This is a genomic window from Streptomyces sp. TM32, assembly GCF_004122755.1.
GTDB lineage: Bacteria > Actinomycetota > Actinomycetes > Streptomycetales > Streptomycetaceae > Streptomyces > Streptomyces sioyaensis.
In genome coordinates this window covers 20303-39975 of record NZ_SDIG01000043.1, presented here as the reverse complement: position 1 = coordinate 39975, position 19673 = coordinate 20303, and the positions used below count along the sequence as shown (strand labels likewise).

The window sequence follows — 19673 nt, the reverse complement described above, 5'->3', positions numbered from 1 at the left end:
CGCCCCGACCGACCCCCCGCCTCCCGGCGCTCCGTACGGCTCCCCTGACGGCTCCCATGACGAGCACCGGGGCCTTGGCGCTCCCGGCGTGGAGGGGTGGCGCGGCCCGGGGTGTGTGACCGGCGCGCGGGGCAGGCCCGACGAGGCGGCACGCGGGCTGTGCGCGGCGCGTCAGGCACAGAGCCCGGTGGGCGGCGGGCCCGAGGACGGCCGGCGCGAGGACGGCCGACGTGCCGCCTCGTGCGGGCAAGGCGCGAATTCCGGCCAAAACTCCGGCAGCGGCGATGACATCGGTGTCGCGGACGGCGCCCAGGACACGGCCGACACCGGTGCCGGGGCCGGCACACAGGACAGGTCCGACGCCGGAGCCGGGACCGACCGCTCCGCGTACGACGAAGAGCGCAGGCGCCCGTACGACGGCGAGGACGGTCCCGCCTACGACGGCCACGACAGCGGCGCCTACGACGGCGACCACACTCGTGCCTACGACAGCGCGGCATACGGAGGCAGCGCCTTCGGCGGCGGTGCCGGCGGGGGCTCCGGTGAGGCGCCCGGCCGCGGCCACCCCACCGGCGGCTTCGGCGGCGAGGACGACCTGCGGCGATTGCTGCAGTCCCGGGTCGGCAACCTCGAACCCGCACCGGACGCACTGGAGCAGCTGCGCCGTGCCGTGCCCGCTCGCCGGCAGCGCCGTCGCCATGCCGTGGTGGGCGCGGCGGCCGCGCTGCTGCTCGGCGGTACGTCCATCCCCGCCATGGTCCATGTGGCCAACCTCGCCGACAGCTCCGAGGAGCGGCCCGCCAACACGGCGAGCAGCCAGCGCACCCAGGGCAGCACCGAGGGCACCCACGGCGAGGGCACCGAGCAGGCCGGACCCCCGCCGTCCGGCAGGTACGGCGGGAAGTCGGGCACGGACCTGCCCAGCGGCAAGGGCCGGGCCACCGGCAAGAACGGCGCGGGCCACGGCGCGGGCGCCGGCACCCCCGCGCCGGACGAGACCATGGACGTGACCTCACCGGTCTGCGGGCGCGAACAGCTCGGCCAGGGCACCAGCACGGTCGGCGCGGCGGACTCCGCCGGCCGTGTCTACGGCGCGTTCCGGGTCGTCAACACCTCCAGCGCCGCCTGCTCGGTGGAGGGCGGCGGCACCGTCGGCGTGGTCGCGCAGGGCTCCACGAACCCCGACCGCATCCATGTCGTCGACCACACCTCCGGCGATGAAGCCACCGGCCTGCCCGACCCGGCGACCACCCCTGACCAGCTGGTTCTCAAGCCGGGGGAGTCGTACGAGGTCAAGTTCGCCTGGATCCCGCAGTCCGGCGGAGGCGCCAGCGGTTGCGTCAACCCCGGCCCCTCACCGACCCCCGAACCCACCAAGGACTCGGGCCAGTCCCCGGACGCCGGGGCCACGACGGCGGGCGACGGAGGCGGCCAGGCAGGCGGCGACACGGGCTCCGGCGACAGCGGAGCCGCGGCCGGCGGCATCGTCCTCAGCCACACCCCGGAGGCCGGCGAGCCCACCGCTGCGGACGCCAAGGTCGCGGACGCGTGCGCGGGGACGGTGTACCGGACGGAGGCGTTGGCGGTCCGGCGGTAGGTGGCGGGGGCCGCGGTTGTGGAGGGGGCGGTGCTGCCCGGCCGGGTCAGCCCCGTACCGTTGAGGGCGTGTACCGGTTCCTGCTGACCCCGCGGTGGTGGGGGATCAACGTATTCGCCGTACTGGCGATTCCGCTCTGCATCTTCATGGGGAGCTGGCAGCTGAGCCGTTTCGAGGACCGCGTCCAGACCCACCAGCAGCAGGAGGACCGCTCCGCCCGCGCCAAGGCCGCGGCGGCTCGCCCGCTGGAGAGCCTGCTCCCCGTCGACACGGTGACCTCCGGCCGCCAGGCCAGCGCCCGCGGGCGCTACGACACCGCCCACCAATTGCTCGTACCGGCCCGCACCCTGAAGGACAAGCACGGCGAGCGGCAGGGTTTCTACGTCCTCGATCTGCTGCGTACGGACGGCGGCAAGGCGCTCCCGGTCGTACGCGGCTGGCTGCCCGGCGACGCCGGTGCGAAGGCCGATACGGCGAAGGTGCCCGCGCCGCCCAAGGGCGAGGTGACGGTCACCGGGGCGCTGCAGGCCTCCGAGAACCAGGGCACCGACGGTGTCCAGGCCGGCGGCGGGCTGCCGCGGGGACAGCTCGGCATGATCAGTGCGGCGTCACTGGTCAACATCGTGCCGTACGGGGTCTACGACGCCTGGATCACGCAGACCGACCCCCAGGCGCCGCTGCACGCCGTTCCGCCGGCCGCCGTCGAGGGCAGCGGGCTGGACCTCAAGGCCTTCCAGAACCTCGGCTACACCGGTGAGTGGTTCGTCTTCGCGGGCTTCGTCGTCTTCATGTGGTTCCGCCTCTTCCGCCGCGACACCGAAGCCGCCAGAGACGCGGCGCTGGGCATCGTGCCGGAGGGGGACGGTGGTGGGGACCACGACGGGGACCACGACGGGGACCACGACGGGCGTGATCGCGGGGGTGATGGCGGGGGTGATGGCGCGGGAGCGTCCGTGGTGGCGTCCGTGTCCGGGGCCGCGTCCGAGGCGGATGACCAGGGGGATGGCCCGGCTGACGGCCGGGGTGGAGGCTCGGGTGCAAGCCGGGGCGCGGAGCACGGCGAGGACCAGGGCGAGGGCCAGGGTGAGGCGGCGCGGGCCGGGCAGGCCTGAGGCCGGGCACCCGCCGCTGCTGCAACGATGTTGCACCTGGTCAGAGGGCGTATCACGGTAGTAGCCGCAATCGGTTCGCCGTGCCACGGTAGGCCATATGGCAGGCAATCACACCCACCCGCACGGCCATGAGCACGCGCGTCGTGACCCCCGCCACCATGATCACGTGCACGGTGACCGCCTTGATGATGTGCAGGGTGAACGCCCTGATGACGTGCAGGGTGAACGCCACGACCATGTGCGCGGTGACCGGCGTGGTGACCTGCACGGTGACCGTCACCTCGGCCGCGAGGCGGCGCATGAGCCGCATCCCTCTCACCTCCCTCATCCCCCTCACCGTTCCCGCCGCTGGTCGCGGATGCGCCACCGGCTCGCGCACCTGGTCACCCCGCACAGCCATGCGTCCATGGACAAGGTCGACGCCGCCATGGAGACCTCCCGCGAGGGCCTGCGCACGCTGTGGCTCTCGCTGGGCATCCTGGGCCTGACCAGCGTGGTCCAGCTGGTGGTCGTCGTGCTGTCGGGCTCGGTGGCGCTGCTCGGCGACACGATCCACAACGCTGCCGACGCGCTGACCGCCCTGCCGCTGGGGATCGCCTTCGTGCTCGGGAGACGGGCTGCGAACCGCCGCTACACCTACGGCTACGGCCGGGCCGAGGACCTCGCGGGTATCGCCATCGTGCTGACGATCGCCGCCTCGTCGGCCCTGGCCGGATACGAAGCCGTGGACCGGCTGCTGAACCCCCGCGAGGTCACACATCTGTGGGCCGTGGCCGCGGCCGCCGTGGCCGGGTTCCTCGGCAACGAGTGGGTGGCCCGCTACCGCATCCGCACCGGCCGCAGGATCGGCTCGGCCGCGCTTGTCGCCGACGGTCTGCACGCCCGTACCGACGGCTTCACCTCGCTCGCCGTCCTTCTCGGCGCGGGCGGCGCGGCCCTCGGGTGGCGGGCGGCCGACCCCGTCATCGGCCTGCTGATCACGGCTGCCATCCTCATGGTGCTGCGCGACTCGGCCCGGGAGGTCTACCGGCGGCTGATGGACTCCGTCGACCCCGAGATCATCGATGCCGCCGAGAGCGCACTGCGGGCCGTGGACGGTGTCCGCGGCGTCGGACAGGTCCGGATGCGCTGGATCGGCCATACCCTGCGTGCCGAGGCCGATATCGTCGTCGACTCCCGTCTGACCGTGGTGCAGGCGCATGCACTCGCCGTCGCGGCCGAACACGCCCTCATCCACGCCGTCCCCCGGCTCACCGCCGCGACCGTCCACACCGACCACACCAGCGACGGCACGGACCCGCATGCGGCGTTGGCCCATCATGGGGTGGGCTGAGCGCGCTTCGGCTGATTTCCTCTCCCTCCCCCGGGGCGCTCCTTCAGTCCGTACTCCGTCCCTCCTGGCTCGCTAGCTCTTCGTGCCTACATGGCGCTGGGCGAAGTCGAGTTCCAGGCGGACCTGCTTGATGCGCTCCTCCACGACGAGGGAGCCATGGCCGGCGTCGTAGCGGTAGACCTCGTGGGGGTGACCGCGGCCCTCCAGACGCTTCACGTAGTTCTCCACCTGCTGGATCGGGCACCGTGGGTCGTTGACGCCGGCCGAGATGTACACCGGGGCCCGCACCGCGTCCACGTAGGTCAGCGGGGACGACGCCTCGAAGCGCTCGGGCACCTCGTCAGGGGTGCCGCCCAGCAGGGTCCGGTCCATGGCCTTGAGGGCTTCCATCTCGTCGTTGTACGCCGTGATGTAGTCCGCGACCGGGACCGCCGCCAGGCCCACTGCCCAGGCTTCCGGCTGGGTGCCGAGCCCCAGCAGCGTCAGATAGCCGCCCCATGAGCCGCCCGCCAGCACCAGTCGCTCCGGGTCCGCCAGGCCGGAGGAGACCGCCCATTCGCGCACCGCTGCGATGTCCTCCAGCTCGATCAGTCCGACGCGATGCTTGAGCGCATCCGTCCAGGCGCGGCCGTAGCCGGTCGAACCGCGGTAGTTGACGCGTACGACCGCGAAGCCGTGGTCCACCCATGCCGCGGGCGACGAAGCGAAGGCGTCACTGTCGTGCCAGGTCGGACCGCCGTGTATGTCGAACACCGTCGGGAAGGGGCCCTCGCCTGCCGGCTGCTGCACCAGCGCATGGATGCGGCCCCCCGGGCCCTCCACCCAGACGTCGCGCACCGGCACCGACCCGGGGGCCTTCATACCGGGCGGGTCCAGCACGACCTTGCCGCTCGTCGAGCGCACCTCCGGGGGCTGCGCCGCCGACGACCACAGGAACTCCACGGTTCCGTCCGGCCGGGCCGTCGCGCCCGAGACCGTGCCGGCCGGGGACTCGACCCGGGTCAGCGGGTGGCCGGCCGGGGATCCCGTGGTGGTGCCGCCCGGCTCGCCGAGGTCGTAGCGCCACAGTTCGCTGCGGGCCTGGTATTCGTGCTCCACCAGCAGGGCCGACCCGTCCGGATACCAGTCGGCGCCCACGTCTCCGGGCAGATCGATCTCCAGGGCCGTCTCCACGCCGGTCAGCGGGTCCCAGATCATCGGCTCCCAGCGACCCCTGCGCTGATGTCCCACCAGCAGCCTCGCGTCCCCGTCGACCGGAGCGAAGCCCATCACCGACAGGCCCAGCTCCTCGGTCCCGCCGTTGGTGTCGTCCAGCTCGGCGACCGTGGAGCCGTCGGGCCGGACGACGCGGATCGCGGAGTGCATCGCATCACCGTGCTCGGTGTGTTCCAGGGCGATCAGGGAGCCGTCGTGCGAGAGATCACCGACGCCCGCCGACTCGTGGTGCCGGTAGATCTCCACCGGAGGCTCTCCCGGCCGTACGACATGGACCGTGGAACCTTCCTCGTCCGTGGAGCACCCGACGACCGCGGTCCCGTCCCGGCCGATCGCCAGCCCTCCCGAATACGCGGCGGCGATACCCGGGGTGGCCGGCTCATCCGGGCCGCCCTCGAAGGGCTGCCGCATCCAGACGCCGAACTCGTCCCCGTCGGTGTCCGAGAACCACCAGATCCACCGGCCGTCCGGCGACAGCGTCCCGTCCGTCGTGCCGTTCGGCCGGTCGGTGGCCTGGCGCTGCTGTCCGGTCGACCGGTCCCAGGCGTACAGCTCGAAGGTGCCGGTGGCGTTCGAGACGAACAGGGAACGGTCCGGGGCGTCCTCGGCCCAGTCGGGCAGCCCGATCCGCGGCGCACGGAAGCGCTTCTCCCAGTCCGGCATCGCGGCAACCGCGCCGCCGGGGTCCGCAGTGCCTGCCGAGTCCGCCGTCGGCCTCTCCGCTCCCGCTATGGGGCCTGCCGAGCCGGTGGTCTCGGCCCCAAGGCGGGTATCGGTCGTCGAAGGCTTCGGGTCGGTGGCGTGAGCTGGGCCTGCGGTCGTCTCGTCAGTCATGGGCCCATTCTGCGCCTGGCGCAGGAATTCCGTCGGCGAGGGTCACCAGGCTGTGGACAACTTCGCCGAATGCGACAACATACGGGCCCTGACGACCGGCGGGAGGCCCATCGCGCGAGGTGGGGCGAGCGGGTCGCCCTCCACACCGCGAGCGATTATTACGATCAGAGCCGATTCCGGTGGGTCCACGAGCACGACATGACGTAGTTCCAGCGCTTCACCGGGCGGCGCAGTCGACAGGGAGCGTGTGGTCAGGCGGCCCGAGCCCGCACCGTGTGGGCACGCACCGTGGCGGCAGGCGCCCCGGTGGCCAGGTCACGCTGTGCGGGGTGAAACGTCCTCGCCAGCGCGAGCGGCGCGGGGGAAACTGGCCTCGTGACCACAGAAGCCGGTATCCGGGTGATCGTCGCCGATGACCAGGCGGCAGTGCGCGAAGGGCTCGTCCTCTTACTGGGGACCATGCCGGGCATCACGGTCGTGGGCGAAGCGGCCGACGGCGAGGAAGCCGTGGCCCTGGTCGCCGAACACCGCCCGGAAGTCGTCCTGATGGACCTGGTCATGCCCCACTGCACGGGCGCGGAAGCCACTCGGCGGGTACGCCAGGAGCACCCGGAAACCCAGGTGGTCGTCCTGACCACGTACGCCTCCGACGACCTCGCCCTGGAGGCGCTGCAGGCCGGCGCACTGGGATATCTCACCAAGTCCGCGACCAAGGACGCGATCGCCCGCGCGCTCACCGCTGCCGCCGCCGGCCAGGCGCTGCTCGACCCCGGCGTGCAGCGCACCCTCATCCGCGCGGCGTCCCACAACCGGCCCGTCCTGGTGCCGGACGACGGCCTCACCGCGCGGGAGATCGACGTCCTCAAGCTGATTGCCGCCGGGCATGACAACCGTGCGATTTCCCGGCATCTGTTCATCAGCGAAACCACGGTCAAGACCCATATCAACCGCATCTTCGCCAAGACGAAAAGCAAGGATCGCGCACAGGCGATTCAGTATGCGCGGGAACACCGATATTCGGAATGACGACCCGGCAGCGGCGTTATGGATCCCGAAATGCGGCCGAACGGAGCCGAATCCACCTGATGCCCTCCGGACCAGGGCTCACCCGCGCTCCCGCTGACGCCCCCCGGACCAGGGCTCACCCAGGCTCCCCCCGACTCCTACCAGGGCCCAGCCCAGTACCACCTGACTCCACCTCAGCTCCAACCCGGCTCCAACTCAACTCGACCCAGGTTCCACCCGAGGACCGGACCTGCGGCCGCACCTGCCGCGCTAGCGTCGACGAAAGGACTTCGGAAGGACTTCGGAAGGGAAAGCGCGATGGCTCTGACTCTGGATCTGGCGCTGAGCAGCGGTGGTCTCATGAACTTCGTGCTGTTGCGATTCGCCCTGATCGCGGTCGGCGTTCTGTTACTCGTGCTCCTCGGTTTCGCTGCGCTGATGATGCTCAAACGGCAGGGCTCGATCGACAAAAGAACTGTGAGCCGGGCGAGCGAGCAGATGGGCCCGATCGCCCGCAACCTGATCGAAAACCGGCGCGGCGGACAGCGCGGCGGACAGCGCGGCGGACGACGCGGCGGGCAGCACGGCGGACAGCGCGGCCCCCGGGCCGGTCTGCTGAGCACGGTGCTCGCGGCGCTCGACGACCGCGCCCGGCGGAGGTGAACCCGTCATGAGAACGTTCCTCGCCGCCAAGGCGGACGACGACGAGCTGTTGCACCATCTGCTGATGGACAGGCTGTGGAAGATGGGCATCATCGTCGGCGTGGTGATCACCGCGGTGATCGTGATGGCTGTCGTCGCGCGCAAGGTAGGCCGCCGCTGACAGCCGCCCTGGGGCCGGCAGTAGTGGCGAGGAGCGGTCGGGGAGGGATGGTGCACGCCACAGGCGGTCAGGGCGGTGCCCCGGCCTCGTTCATGTCGGCGAATCCGGTCATGCAGATCGTCGGCTTCGGACTGCTGATCGGCACGCTGGCCACGGCCCGGGAGAGTTCCCCGGTCATGTGGGTGGTCTACGGGGTCAGTTCCGTCTGCTGGTTCGTCTCCCACTTCCTCATCGACCGCCGCCCGCTGTGGGCCGGGATCGCCCTGGTGAGCAGCGCCGCGATACCCGCGGCAGCCGCGGGGTGGGCTCATGACTCCACCGCGGTGATCATGGTCGGGGTGGTGCTCGGCTGGTTCGCCGCCTGGAGTCGGCCGCGGGCGGCCGCGCTGTGGCCGGTGCTCAGCAGCTGTCTCGTGCTGACCCTGATCAGCTCGGCGACCGGCGGCGCGGGGCTCGGCGATCTGGTCGGTTACGCCCTGGTGATGCTGCTGCTCACCCTGCTCGGCCTGAACCAGCGCCAGTACCGGCTGCGCGCCGACCAGGCCGAGCAACTACTGCGCCAGACCACGCTGATGCAGCAGGAACAGGCGCAGGTCGCCGTGTTGGAGGAGCGGGCCCGGATTGCGCGGGAGATCCACGACGTCCTGGCGCATTCCCTCGGCGCACTCACCGTCCAACTCAAGGCAGCCGACGCGTTGTTGGCCGGCGGCGACGTCGAGGGCGCCCGCGCCCGGATCCGGCGCTCCAACCGGCTGACCGACGAAGGGCTGGCCGAGGCGGCCGCCGCCGTCGCCGCGCTGCGCGACGAGGTGCTGCCGCTCCCGGACATGCTGGCCGAGCTGATCGGGAGCTTCCGCCGCGACCACCGCACCGAGGTCCGGCTGGCCACTACGGGCACCATCCGTCCGCTGCCGTCCGGACCCGTCGTCGCCCTCGTGCGGGGCACCCGCGAGGCGCTGACGAACGCGGCCAAGCACGCCCCGGGAGGCACCGTCGACGTCGTACTGGACTACGGCTACTCAGGCTCCGACGCCCCCGATTCCGACGACCCCGATTCCGACGACCCCGATTCCGACGACCCCGATTCCGACGACCCCGATTCCGACGCCCCCGATTCCGACGACCCCGATTCCGGCCACTCCGGCTCCGATTCCGACCACTCCGATCCCGACCGCTCCCACTCCGGCTACCGCAAAGGGAAGGTCCGGCTGGAGGTCCGCAACGACATCCCCCGGGCCGCGGCGTTCGTCGACGACGGGCCGCCCGTCTCCGGATACGGCCTCACCGGCATGCGGGAACGCCTGGCCCTGGCCGGCGGAACCCTCAAGGCGGGCCCCGACGCCACCCACCGCTCCTGGCGGCTGGTCGTCGAACTGCCCGGCTGACCGGCGTCCCGAACGGGCCGCACGCGCGCTCGCTGCCGTCCCGCTGAGTCGGCGCAAGCAAGAGGTTCGTCGATCACCCGGCACCAGGTGTGCTGTCCCGGGACAGCACACCTAGCGCAGAAACAGCCCCAAGGCGCTGTCCAGTGACCAGCTCTGCCAACTCACCGCGAGCAGCCCCGTCACCGAGATCAGCCCCATCATCAGGTTCTGCCCCTGCTCCGCCCAGTCGTGGATCATCAGCAGGAGGTAGATCAGGTTGAGCACGGCCCCCGCGACCAGGGCTATCGGCGTCAGGAAGCCCACGATCAGGCCGAGGCCGAGGGCAAGCTCCGCGTAGGCGACGAGATACGCCATCAGCCGAGGGTGTGGCGCCACGAAGCGCTCGAAGCTCGTGCGGACCGCGGGCCACCGGTGGGCGGCCGCGATGCCGGCCGCCCAGGTGATGCCGCCGCCGGCGAACCAGGACTTCTTGTCCTTGTGACGCCAGCTCTCCAGCCACCACAGCCCGAGACCGATACGGAGGACGGCCAACCACTCGGCACCGCTGAGCCAGATCGTGTGCATGCTGTCGCCTCGACTCGTCGACTCAACCGCTCTAACTGACGAAGCGTCAGTTGACCGGATGTGGCGCGATCCCGCAAGAGGGTGCAGTTGGCCGTCTCGCCTTGTCGCCACAAGGGTGAGCCCATAACCTCGAAACTGATGGAGCGTCAGAAACTGGGTCCGGTGGTGACTCGCCGGCCGGCGGTTGGGGGTACAGCGTGAGCAGCAGCGAGAGCGGCACGGCGGAGCTTCCCAAGGTCATCAGCGTGGATGATCACGTGATCGAGCCCGCGCACCTCTTCGAGACCTGGCTCCCGAAGAAGCACCGCGACAAGGGGCCGAAGCCCTTCACCGCGGGCATCGGTGAGCTGGCGTACGTCGGCGGGAAGTACCGGTTCACCACGGACCCGGACGGCCAGATCACGGACTGGTGGGAGTACGAGGGGCTGATCTTCCCGTACAAGCGCATCATTGCCGCGGTGGGTTTCTCCCGCGACGAGATGACGCTGGACGGGATCACGCGGGAGCAGATGCGCCGCGGCTGCTGGGACCCCAAGGCCCGGCTCGCGGACATGGACCTCAACCACGTGGAGGCGTCGCTCTGCTTCCCGACGTTTCCGCGCTTCTGCGGACAGACCTTCGCGGAGGCCGAGGACAAGGAGGTCGGCCTCGCCTGCGTCCGCGCGTACAACGACTGGATGGTGGAGGAGTGGTGCGGGGACAGCGGGGGCCGGCTGATTCCGCTGTGCCTCATCCCGCTGTGGGACGTGGATCTGGCGGTTGCCGAGATCCGGCGCAACGCCGCGCGCGGGGTACGTGCGGTGACCTTCAGCGAGATTCCGACGTACCTGGGGCTGCCGTCCATTCACTCCGGGTACTGGGACCCGTTCTTCGCCGCGTGCGAGGAGACCGGGACCGTGGTGAACATGCACATCGGGTCGTCCTCGCAGATGCCGGCGGCATCACCGGACGCGCCGCCCGCGGTGCAGGCCTCGCTGAGCTTCAACAACGCGATGGCGTCGATGATGGACTTCCTGTTCAGCGGTGTACTCGTGAAGTTCCCGCGGCTGAAACTCGCGTACAGCGAGGGCCAGATGGGCTGGATCCCGTACGCCCTGGAGCGCGCCGACGACGTCTGGGAGCAGCACCGGGCGTGGGGCGGGGTGCAGGACCTGATCCCCGAGCCGCCGTCGTCGTACTACTACCGGCAGATCTTCTGCTGCTTCTTCCGTGACAAGCACGGCGTCGAGGCCATCGAGACCGTGGGCGTCGACAACGCGACGTTCGAGACCGATTACCCCCACGTCGATTCGACCTGGCCGCACACGAAACAGGTCGCGGCCGAGCACGTGGCGGGGCTGCCGGAGGACGTGACCTACAAGATCCTTCGCGGGAATGCGATTCGCATGCTGGATCTTCCCTTCGACCAGGGGTGATGTCCTGGGCGGGTGTCCCGGCGGCGGGCAGTGCGCAGGGGACCTGTCCGGCACCGTGCTCCGGCGTGGGCGGTGCCGGACGGGTCCGTGGCCGGTGCCGGACAGGTCCGAGGCCGCTACCGCCAGCCCGCCGCCTCGGCTGCTGCGACGGCGGCGGATTCGGCCGCGTCCGCCTCGGCGTTGAACGCGGCGTTCGCGCCCCACCCGTCCCGGCCGGCGGCCTTTCCCGCGGCCTGGGACGCGAGGAGAGCGGCCCGGTATGCGGCTTCGGCAAGCTGGCCGCCGCCCTTGTGCGACTGCGCTATCTGGGCGGCCAGAACGGCGGCGGCAGCAGCGTTCCGCGCCTGCCGGCCGTCTGCCGCCGGATCGGGAGCACCCCCGGCCAACGCGGCGAGGGCGTCGGCGGACAGCCGGAGGGCGTTGGCCGCTTTGGCGGCAGCCTCCTTCGGCACGGCCACCACTACGGCTGGATCCGCCTCGACGCCGGCGTAGCGGCAGGCCGCCGTGGTGCGGGCAGCGGCACTTCGCGCCCGGGCGGCGTGCGTTCTCCGGAGAGCCTCCTCGGTGCTCGCCCCCGGGGTTTCCCGGGTCACGGCGAATTCGGGCTGTGTGGGGCTCTGTTGCTCATCTCCCGTGACCTCGCTCAATGCCGGCTCCTCTCTGTCGATCTGTCAGAGCGACGGGACCGCGTCATGAAGGTGTCCGCGCCATGAAGGTGTCCGCGTGGTGACGTGGTCTGCGGACCGGCTCGGCCCGGGCCCTGCGGGGGCCGAGCATCGGGTGCCGCGCAGGGTGGCACGTCGGGCTTCAACTCGCCATAGGCGTCCGCACCATGGCCGATACGGTTGGTCAGGAAGAGACCACGCCGGTGGCGGCTGGGTGTGAGTGACAGGAGACGCGATCAGATGGGCAACTCCATACCGGAGGCGTGGGTCACTCTCGCCCGCAGGTACGTGCGGGACGCTCCGGTCCTGTTAGGCAAAGGGCTGGCCGCGCGGTACCTGAACCGGCAGCTCAGGGACCACCCTCGGCGAAGGGTCGTGCCCACCCGATGCGACGTCGCGATGGCCGTCGATACGCAGGACCTCATCCAGCGGTTCGTCTACCTGTTCGGCGTCTGGGAACCGCACATGACGCGCTGGCTGCAGCGCCGGCTCCGCCCGGGGGACACGTATATCGACGTAGGTGCCAACGTCGGCTACTACAGCTTGCTCGCCTCTCGGCTCGTGGGGCAGGCGGGCGGCGTCGTGGCGATCGAGGCGTCGCCGACGCTCCACCGCAGGATCGTGCGGCACGCCGAGCTCAACCACTGCGACAACATCCGTGTCGTCCACGCCGCCGTTTCTGACGAGCGGAAGCCGGTCTCCTTCATTCTTGCCAGCTCACACAACATGGGCGCGGCCGGCATCGTCCCCTACGAAGGCCAGGCGGAGCTCAGGCTCGATGTCGAGGCGCGACCGCTGCCCGACGTGCTCGATCAGGAAGAGCTCGCCGCGGCCCGAGTGATCAAGATCGATGTGGAGGGCGCGGAAGGGGGCGTGATCCGTGGCCTGGCCCCGGTGCTCGACAGGCTCCGGCCGGACGCGGAACTCACCGTGGAAGTCACCCCGGAGCGGATGGCGCGGCTGGGCGACTCGGCCGAAGAGCTGCTGGAGACGATGCGCGCACACGGCTTCCACGTCTACCGGCTCGCCAACAGCTACGCGCCGGAAAGCTACCCGGCGGCGCTTCACCGCTCCCCAGCGGTGCCGGTGCGCTGGCGTGGCCCGGTCACCGCGGAGAGCGATCTCATCTTCTCCCGGGTCGATGCCGAAGTGCTTCCGTGACGGGGGCGCCTCGGACAGCCCTCGGCCGGTGGGCACGGCCGGTCGGTCGGGCAGACGGTCAGCCGGGCAGACGGTCGCCCGGCCCCTCCGGGAACGATCAACCGGCAGCCGGATAGCGCCACGTGAAGTGTGCGAGCTGTCGCGCCCGGGCCTCGACGACGGCCATACGGGCAGCGCGTTCGGCGGTCTCGGTGTGGGAGGGCTGACCGGTCGCCTGGCCGGGCCACTTCCGGTAGAGGAGTCCTACTTCGGGGGTGAACCAACCGCGGCTCGTGGCGTTCAGCGCGAGCAGCAGACCCGTGTCCTCCGATGCGGGGAGGGCCATCCAGCCGCCGAGGGCGAGGACCAGGTCGCGGCGCATGAAGAGGGTCGCCGGGTGGACCTGGGCGCGGAACCCGTTCGCCTTCCAGAAGTCGAGGACGGCGCCACGCTCGATCGGGCCCGGCTCGGGATCGCCCGGAAAGCCGGCAGTCGAGCCGTCGGGCAGCAGATCCACCGCGCGCGAGGTCGCCCAGCCGAGGCTGCGGTCGCCTTCGAGAGCGGCCAGATCGCGCGCCAGCGTGCCCGGCGGCAACTGGTCGTCGGCGTCCAGGACCTTGAGGTACTCGCCCTCCGCGTGCGCCAGGGCGATGGTGCGGGCGACGCCGGGGCCGCCGGGCCGTCCCTGCCGGAAGATCACCCGCTCGTCATCCGGGACGTGCGAGGCGACCTCGTCGCTCCGTCCGTCCTCCTGGATGACCCACTGCCACTCCCACCCTTCGGGCAGTTCCTGCCGGCGGAGCGACCGGTACGCCTCCGGCAGGAAGTGCGCCGACGGTGCATGTACGGCAGTGACGACGATGATGCGCCGGCGCACGGCGCTCACCACCTTTCCAGGGGAGTGGTGAACAGTATTTCCGTGCGATCGCCCGGCAGGATGACGTCGGAGACGCCGACGATCCGTTCCTTGATGTCGATCGAGGTCTTCCGGAGGACGAGCACCGACGTCCCGGGCGGCAGCTCCAGCTCCTCCGCCTCTTCGGGCTTCGGCGGCCGGGCGGTGACGCGTTCCTCGATGCGGTCCAGCTCGATTCCGACGGTGTAGAGCTGGCTCTGCGAGCCGCCCGGCCAGGGCTCCTTGGTCTCGTCCAGCAGGTCGGGGTTCGCCGCGATCAGGCCGTGGACGAGGTAGGACGTCACCAGGCTGAAGGGGGCGCTCTCGGCGGTGTACCGGGTGCGGTAGCTGCGTTCGAGGAGGGGGGTGCCCGCCGGCAGGGCGAAGGCCTCCGCGAGGTTCTCGTCCGCCACGATCTCGCGGTACGACGCGTGGAAGACGAGGTCGCCGACCTGGAGGCCGGTGTCGTGCTCCGTGGCTCCGGTCCGGGCCCGTTCCGCCACCGGCCCGCGCGCCCGGCTCTTCTCCCACTGGTGGCGGAGGTTCGTGCGCACGGCCGTGGTGCGCGGGCGCCGGACGAAGTTGCCGCGCCCGTGCTGCTTCTCGATGAGGCCCTCGTCCCGCAGGACGCGAAGCGCGTCCCGGACGGTCGGCACGCTGCGCTGGAACTCCTCGGCGAGCTTCGCCTCCGACGGCAGGCGATCTCCCGGCCTCAGCCGACCTGCGCGGATGGACTGCCGGAGGGTGTCCGCGATCCGCTCGTACGCCACTGCCATCGGTACTCACCGTTCCGTCGCTCGGTGCGCTGGCCAGCCGGCCGGCCAGACGGCCTCAGCTTACGACTCATAAAGAGGTGTTGACGTGTGGCGAGATGCTCCGGCGTGGCCCTTCGTGGCCGGGGACGTCCAGGTCATGGGGAAGGCGGCGGGGTCTTCACGGCCGCGGTCTCCACGACTGTGGTCTCCACGGCCGCGGTCCTCACTGCCGCGGTCCTCACGGCCGTGGTCCTCACGACATGGAAGCGCCCGACCGCTGGCGACGGGGGATGCACCAGCGATCGGGCTGCGGCCAGCCTAACAAGGCTGCTGGAGCGGCGGGAGTCAACTTCCCAGCTGCAATGACCTGTTGTGATGGGGATCACGCCACGTGGCCCACTGTTACTCGCCTGCTCGCCTGCTTGCCTACTCGCCTGCCTGCCTGCTCGCCTACTCGTCGCACGAGGACGCGTACGTGAGACGGGGCAGATACTCGTGCCATTTCTGCGGCGTCAGCACGCCCCGGGTGGTGGAGCAGACGCGACGAATCGCCTCGCCGGAATCGAGGTTCCACAGCCGGACGGTATCGGCGCCGCTCGACACCCCGAGCAGGTGGCTTCCGGGGCTGAACGACAAGAAATTGCCCGTTTTGGCGTTGGGGCTCATCGACTGACCGATGGGAGTGGCCGCCGAGGGGCGGGTGACGTTCCAGAGCCGGACCATGTCGTCGTTGCCGCCGCTCGCCAGGGTGCGGCCGTCCTGGCTGAACGTCAGCGACACGATCGCTTCGGTGTGGCCGGTGAGCGGCGCGCCGAGCGGTCTCGCGTGACGTGGGTCGGTGACGTTCCAGAGCCGGACGGTGTTGTCGTCGCTGCCGCTGGCCAAGGTATGGCCGTCCGGACGGTAGGCGAGCATGTTGATGGGTCCCAGGTGCCCCTTGAGGGGCGCGCCGAGGGGGGCGGCATGACGCGGGTCGGTCACGTTCCACAGTCGGACGGTGCCGTCCGAACTGCCGCTGGCGAGCGTGTGGCCGTCCGGGCTGAAGACGAGGGAGTTGACGTATCCGGTGTGGCCGGTGAGGGGCGCGCCGAGCGGGCGGAGGCGGGACGGGTCGCTGACGTCCCACAGCTGAAGGGTGCGGTCGTCGTAGGCGGTGGCCAGCGTGTGCCCGTCGGGGCTGAAGACCAGCGCGTCCGCGTACCGGGTCCGCAGCGCGACGGGCGGCCCGTAGCGGACCGGCCGCTTCGGGTCCTCGACGTGCCACAGCTGTACCGCGCGGCTTCCCGTCCGTACCGCGAGGGTGCGGCCGTCGGGGGAGAACGCCATCGTCCGCACGTCACCCTCCCCGGCCGCGAACGGTTTGCCCAGCAAGGCGGGCCGCTGGGGATCCTGCACGCTCCACAGCCGGACCCGTTCGTCGCGCGCGGCCGTGGCCAGCACCCGCCCGTCCGGGCGGAACGCTCCCATGCGGCCGATCATGTCCGACGCGGGTATCGACCACAGGCGGACCTTGCTGTCGCCGCTCCCGGTGGCGAGGGTGTGGCCGTCGGGGCTGAAGCCCACGGCGTACATCTCACCACTGCTGCCGGCGAGCGGCTCGCCGACCTGCGAGGGGTAGGCCGGATTGCTGACGTTCCACACGCTTGCCGTGCTGTCCGCGCTGCCCGCGGCGAGCATGGTTCCGTCGTGGCTGAAGGCCACCGACCATACGGGGCCGGTGTGGCCGGTGAGCGGCGCACCGAGCGGCTTCGCGTGACCGGGGGCAGTCACGTTCCACAGCCGGATGGTGTCGTCCGAACTGCCGCTGGCGAGCGTGCGGCCGTCGGGGCTGAAGGCCACGGAGTGCACCGTGCTCTTGTGGCCCTTCAGCTCCTGGCCGACCGGCGTCGGACGGCGTGGATCGGCCATGTCCCACAGCTTGATCGTGTTGTCGTCGCCACCGGTTGCCAGGGTCCGTCCGTCGGGGCTGAACGCCAGGCAGCGCACGGCGGCGGTGTGGCCGGTCAGGCTGCGTAGTGGCTTCGGCCGGTGCGGGTCGCCCACGTTCCACAGGCCGACGCTGTGATCTTCGTCGGCGGAGGCCAGGGTGCGTCCGTCCGGGCTGAAGGCGATCAGAAAGATCGAGCCGTGGTGGCCGGTCAAGGGCGCGCCGATCGGCTGCGGGTGGGCGGGGTCCCGCACGTCCCACAGCCGGATCGTGCCGTCGTCCGAAGCGCTGGCGAGGGTGTGTCCGTCCGGGCTGAAGACCGCGCTGCTCACCCAGCTCGTGTGGCCGGTGAGGGGCTCGCCGAGCGGGCGCGGGCGGGTCGGGTCCGTCACGTCCCACAGCCGGACGGTGCGGTCATAGCTCGCGGTGGCCAGGAGCCGTCCGTTCGGGCTGAACGAGGTGAGGTAGACGGCGCCGGTGTGGCCGAGCAGCGGCGTGGCCAGCGGCGCGTTCACCGTCGAGATCAACCGGTTGTTGGTGCCCTCGTCGTCCGGCCGCAAGCGGTGTGCCACCAGGTCGAGCTGGGCGGACAGCGACGGATCGGTGAGCTGGACGCGATCGGCCTCGGCGAGCACCTGCCCGAACACCGCGTCGTCGCGCTGCTGCCAGGCGACCACCGCCGAACCGGCGGCCAGTACCGCCAGCACGGCCAGTGCCGAGACCGCGGCCCGGCTGATCCAGACCGTGCGCTTGCGCAGCCGTACCGAAGCGTCCAGGAAGGCCACCGCGCTGCGGGTCAGATAGGTGTCACCGGCCGACTGCGCCCAGGTGCGGGCCTGTTCCAGCCGCGACCCCCGGTAGAGCAGCGACGGGTCGCGGTGCGAGTCCTCCCAGGCCCTGCCGTCCTCCTCCAGCCGCTGGCGCAGCAGGTTGCCGTTCCGGTCCTCGTCGATCCAGTCGCGCAGGCGTGGCCAGGCGTGCAGCAGCGCCTCATGGGTGATCTCCACGGCCTCCGCGTCGAGCGTCACCAACCGGGCGTGCACCAGCGCTTCGAGCGACTCCTCCGTCTTGTGGGGGTCCGTCGACTCCTCCGCCAGCTGGCGCCGCGTCCCCCGCCTCCGGGTGGCCTGGGTGTCCTCGCCCAGCCGGACCAGCCTGAGGAGCAGCAGCCGCGCGGCCGTGCGCGCCGTCGGGTCGAGGCCGGACCAGGCCCGCTCGGCGGTCGCCGCCACGGCTCCCTGGATGCCGCCGGCCGCGCGGTAGCCGGCCAGTGTCAGCCTGCCGGCCTTCCGCCGTTGCCAGGTGGCGAGCAGGGCGTGGGAGAGGAGCGGCAGCACCCCCGCGTCGTGGGTCCCCCCGGGGCCGTCGGCGCTCACTTCCCGGATGATCAGCTCCGCCAGCCCCGGTTCGAGTTCCAGACCCACTGCCTTGGCCGGTCCGGTCACCGCGTCCCGCAGCTCGGTGGTGGTCAGCGGCCCGAGCACCATGTGCCGGTGTTGCAGCGCGTCGGCCAGTTCGGGATACCCCAGGCACCGCTCGTAGAAGTCGGCGCGGATGCCGAGGAGGACGAGCACGGGGGCCGGGTCACCGGAATCGGCCGGCGTGCACGCGGCATGCAGGAGCTGGAGGAACGTGCGCCGTTCCGACTCGTCGGAGCAGAGGGTGAAGGCTTCCTCGAATTGATCGACGATGACCACCGGACGGGCCGCGGAGGACGTCCCGCGCCTCGCCCACGCCGTGACGGCCTCCCGCACCCCGTGCGCGAAGCGCGCGGTACAGGGCTCGTTCGCCGCCGATCCCCTCGCCGCCGATTCCTTCGCCGCTGATTCCTCCGCGGCAGCGAGGACGGGGGCCAGCTCAGGGATCCGGCGGGTCAGCTCCGCGAGCGGCCCGCAGCCCGGCACGAGCTGGAGCACCTCCCGGCCGTTCCCGTCGCCCAGCGCACCGTTCCGCAAGGCGGGTACCAGGCCGGCGTTCAGCAGGGAGGACTTTCCCGCCCCGGAGGCGCCCACGAGCATGACCAGGCCGCCCGTCGTCCCCGCCGCGCGGAGCTGAGCGACGAGGGCATCCGTGCTCCGCTCCCGTCCGAAGAACCACCGGGCATCTTGCCGACGATACGAAGCCAGCCCCCGGTAGGGGCACACACCGGGTACGGTCGAGGCGTCGGCCGGGGGGCGTTCCTCCTCCTCCACGGAGGCCGCGGCGCGGTCGCCGACCGCGCGCTCCCACAGGCGCTGCCACTGGACCAGGTCGTACAGGCCCGTGGACACCGGCACCGACCGATGACGCCGTGCTTCGGGGACGAGGATGTGCAGCACCGCGGCGAGGCCGTCGAACTGGGCCGGCACGTTCTTGGCCCGTCGCCAGTCGCTGATCCGCTGCACGGACACCCGCACGGGGCGCCCTCGTTCGTCGACCCGCTGAAGCCGGACGACGGCCTCGGCCACCTTCTTGAGGGGAGGGTTGCCGGCCTCCTTGTACAGCAGCGCGAGCTGTTCCGCGAAGGCTGTGCGTGCCCCTGAGTCGGAACTCAAGGTCTCCACTCCTTACTTCCCCCGCAGCTGGACATCCGGACCGGAAAACTCACCTTATCTGGCTGACCTGCGGTGATGCCGTCGGTCCGATACCGGAACCTCCTCGGCGGGAGCCGCAGCTGGCAGGATCATGGCGCAGCAGCGCAGGTAACCGGGTATCGGCCCTCCAGGCCACCAGCTCGGCGCCGAGAGACAAGCCTTGACGCATGTTCTCGCCATTTTCCGCCGGAGTCACCATCCGGTCGTGAGGTCTTGGCGCATGAGAGGAAGAGATCCGTGGCGCCGGTCCCCTCCGGACCGCCCTCGCGTCGCCTACGGGTCTGCCATTTTCGATCCGCGCCGGTACGGGGGGCGCGGATCGACACCGCCCGCGCCGTTCGGCACCGGTCTCTACGAGGGGAGAGACCGGCATCGAACGGCGCGGGCGGGATGGCGCGCAGCGCAGCGCGGCCGTACGTGGTCGGTCCGACGTGG

The 19673-nt window shown here is 71.3% G+C and carries 16 protein-coding genes; 9 read left to right on the top strand and 7 right to left on the bottom strand.

What is annotated here, in order from left to right; translation table 11 throughout:
* Window positions 1–1597: hypothetical protein (locus EST92_RS13170; protein ID WP_254068796.1), on the top strand; the 1597-nt coding region annotated here is incomplete at its 5' end.
* A gap of 68 nt (window positions 1598–1665) precedes the next feature.
* Window positions 1666–2709, top strand: a complete 1044-nt coding sequence (locus tag EST92_RS13165) for an SURF1 family protein (RefSeq protein WP_129281115.1) — start codon at window positions 1666–1668, stop codon at window positions 2707–2709.
* Between the two features lie 52 nt (window positions 2710–2761).
* On the opposite strand, the gene EST92_RS13160 is transcribed toward EST92_RS13165, so the two are convergent.
* Window positions 2762–3019 carry a hypothetical protein gene (locus EST92_RS13160; RefSeq protein WP_129281114.1) on the bottom strand — a complete coding sequence of 86 codons (258 nt, stop codon included), beginning with the start codon at window positions 3017–3019 and terminating at the stop codon, window positions 2762–2764.
* Between EST92_RS13160 and EST92_RS13155 the strand changes: the two genes are divergently transcribed.
* On the top strand, window positions 2900–4042 hold the full coding sequence (locus EST92_RS13155) for a cation diffusion facilitator family transporter (protein WP_254068797.1): 1143 nt from the start codon (window positions 2900–2902) through the stop codon (window positions 4040–4042). The genes EST92_RS13160 and EST92_RS13155 overlap by 120 nt on opposite strands.
* 72 nt (window positions 4043–4114) lie before the next feature.
* On the opposite strand, the gene EST92_RS13150 is transcribed toward EST92_RS13155, so the two are convergent.
* Entirely contained in the window at window positions 4115–5920 is a 1806-nt protein-coding gene (locus EST92_RS13150; protein WP_174244007.1) for a prolyl oligopeptidase family serine peptidase, read from the bottom strand.
* 570 nt (window positions 5921–6490) lie between these two features.
* Here EST92_RS13150 and EST92_RS13140 point away from each other — a divergent pair.
* The 4 genes from EST92_RS13140 to EST92_RS31610 all read left to right on the top strand — a co-directional run bounded on the left by EST92_RS13140 (window position 6491) and on the right by EST92_RS31610 (window position 9304).
* A complete protein-coding gene (locus EST92_RS13140; RefSeq protein ID WP_216849094.1) occupies window positions 6491–7117 on the top strand; it encodes a response regulator transcription factor in 627 nt (208 codons plus the stop codon).
* A gap of 297 nt (window positions 7118–7414) precedes the next feature.
* A complete protein-coding gene (locus EST92_RS31150) occupies window positions 7415–7759 on the top strand; it encodes a hypothetical protein (protein WP_154073975.1) in 345 nt (114 codons plus the stop codon).
* A gap of 7 nt (window positions 7760–7766) precedes the next feature.
* On the top strand, window positions 7767–7919 hold the full coding sequence (locus EST92_RS31145; protein WP_154073974.1) for a hypothetical protein: 153 nt from the start codon (window positions 7767–7769) through the stop codon (window positions 7917–7919).
* 47 nt (window positions 7920–7966) lie between these two features.
* Entirely contained in the window at window positions 7967–9304 is a 1338-nt protein-coding gene (locus EST92_RS31610; RefSeq protein WP_129281111.1) for a histidine kinase, read from the top strand.
* A 111-nt stretch (window positions 9305–9415) separates the two neighbouring features.
* Here EST92_RS31610 and EST92_RS13125 read toward each other — a convergent pair whose 3' ends face one another.
* Entirely contained in the window at window positions 9416–9868 is a 453-nt protein-coding gene (locus EST92_RS13125) for a DoxX family protein (protein WP_129248863.1), read from the bottom strand.
* 197 nt (window positions 9869–10065) lie between these two features.
* On the opposite strand from EST92_RS13125, the gene EST92_RS13120 reads away from it, so the two are divergent.
* Complete coding sequence (locus EST92_RS13120) at window positions 10066–11283, top strand: amidohydrolase family protein (protein WP_129248862.1); 1218 nt, start codon at window positions 10066–10068, stop codon at window positions 11281–11283.
* 116 nt (window positions 11284–11399) lie between these two features.
* Here EST92_RS13120 and EST92_RS13115 read toward each other — a convergent pair whose 3' ends face one another.
* A complete protein-coding gene (locus EST92_RS13115) occupies window positions 11400–11930 on the bottom strand; it encodes a hypothetical protein (protein WP_129281110.1) in 531 nt (176 codons plus the stop codon).
* 258 nt (window positions 11931–12188) lie between these two features.
* Between EST92_RS13115 and EST92_RS13110 the strand changes: the two genes are divergently transcribed.
* A complete protein-coding gene (locus tag EST92_RS13110; protein WP_174244006.1) occupies window positions 12189–13109 on the top strand; it encodes an FkbM family methyltransferase in 921 nt (306 codons plus the stop codon).
* A 97-nt stretch (window positions 13110–13206) separates the two neighbouring features.
* Here EST92_RS13110 and EST92_RS13105 read toward each other — a convergent pair whose 3' ends face one another.
* The 3 genes from EST92_RS13105 to EST92_RS13095 form a co-directional block, all read right to left on the bottom strand.
* Window positions 13207–13965, bottom strand: a complete 759-nt coding sequence (locus EST92_RS13105; RefSeq protein WP_129281109.1) for a glycosyltransferase — start codon at window positions 13963–13965, stop codon at window positions 13207–13209.
* Window positions 13966–13970: 5 nt separating this feature from the next.
* Window positions 13971–14759, bottom strand: coding sequence for a GntR family transcriptional regulator (locus EST92_RS13100; protein WP_129281108.1), 789 nt, complete (start codon window positions 14757–14759; stop codon window positions 13971–13973).
* 429 nt (window positions 14760–15188) lie between these two features.
* Window positions 15189–19208: an AAA family ATPase gene (locus tag EST92_RS13095; protein ID WP_129281107.1), complete on the bottom strand. Its 4020-nt coding sequence runs from the start codon at window positions 19206–19208 to the stop codon at window positions 15189–15191.
* Window positions 19209–19673 lie beyond the last annotated feature (465 nt).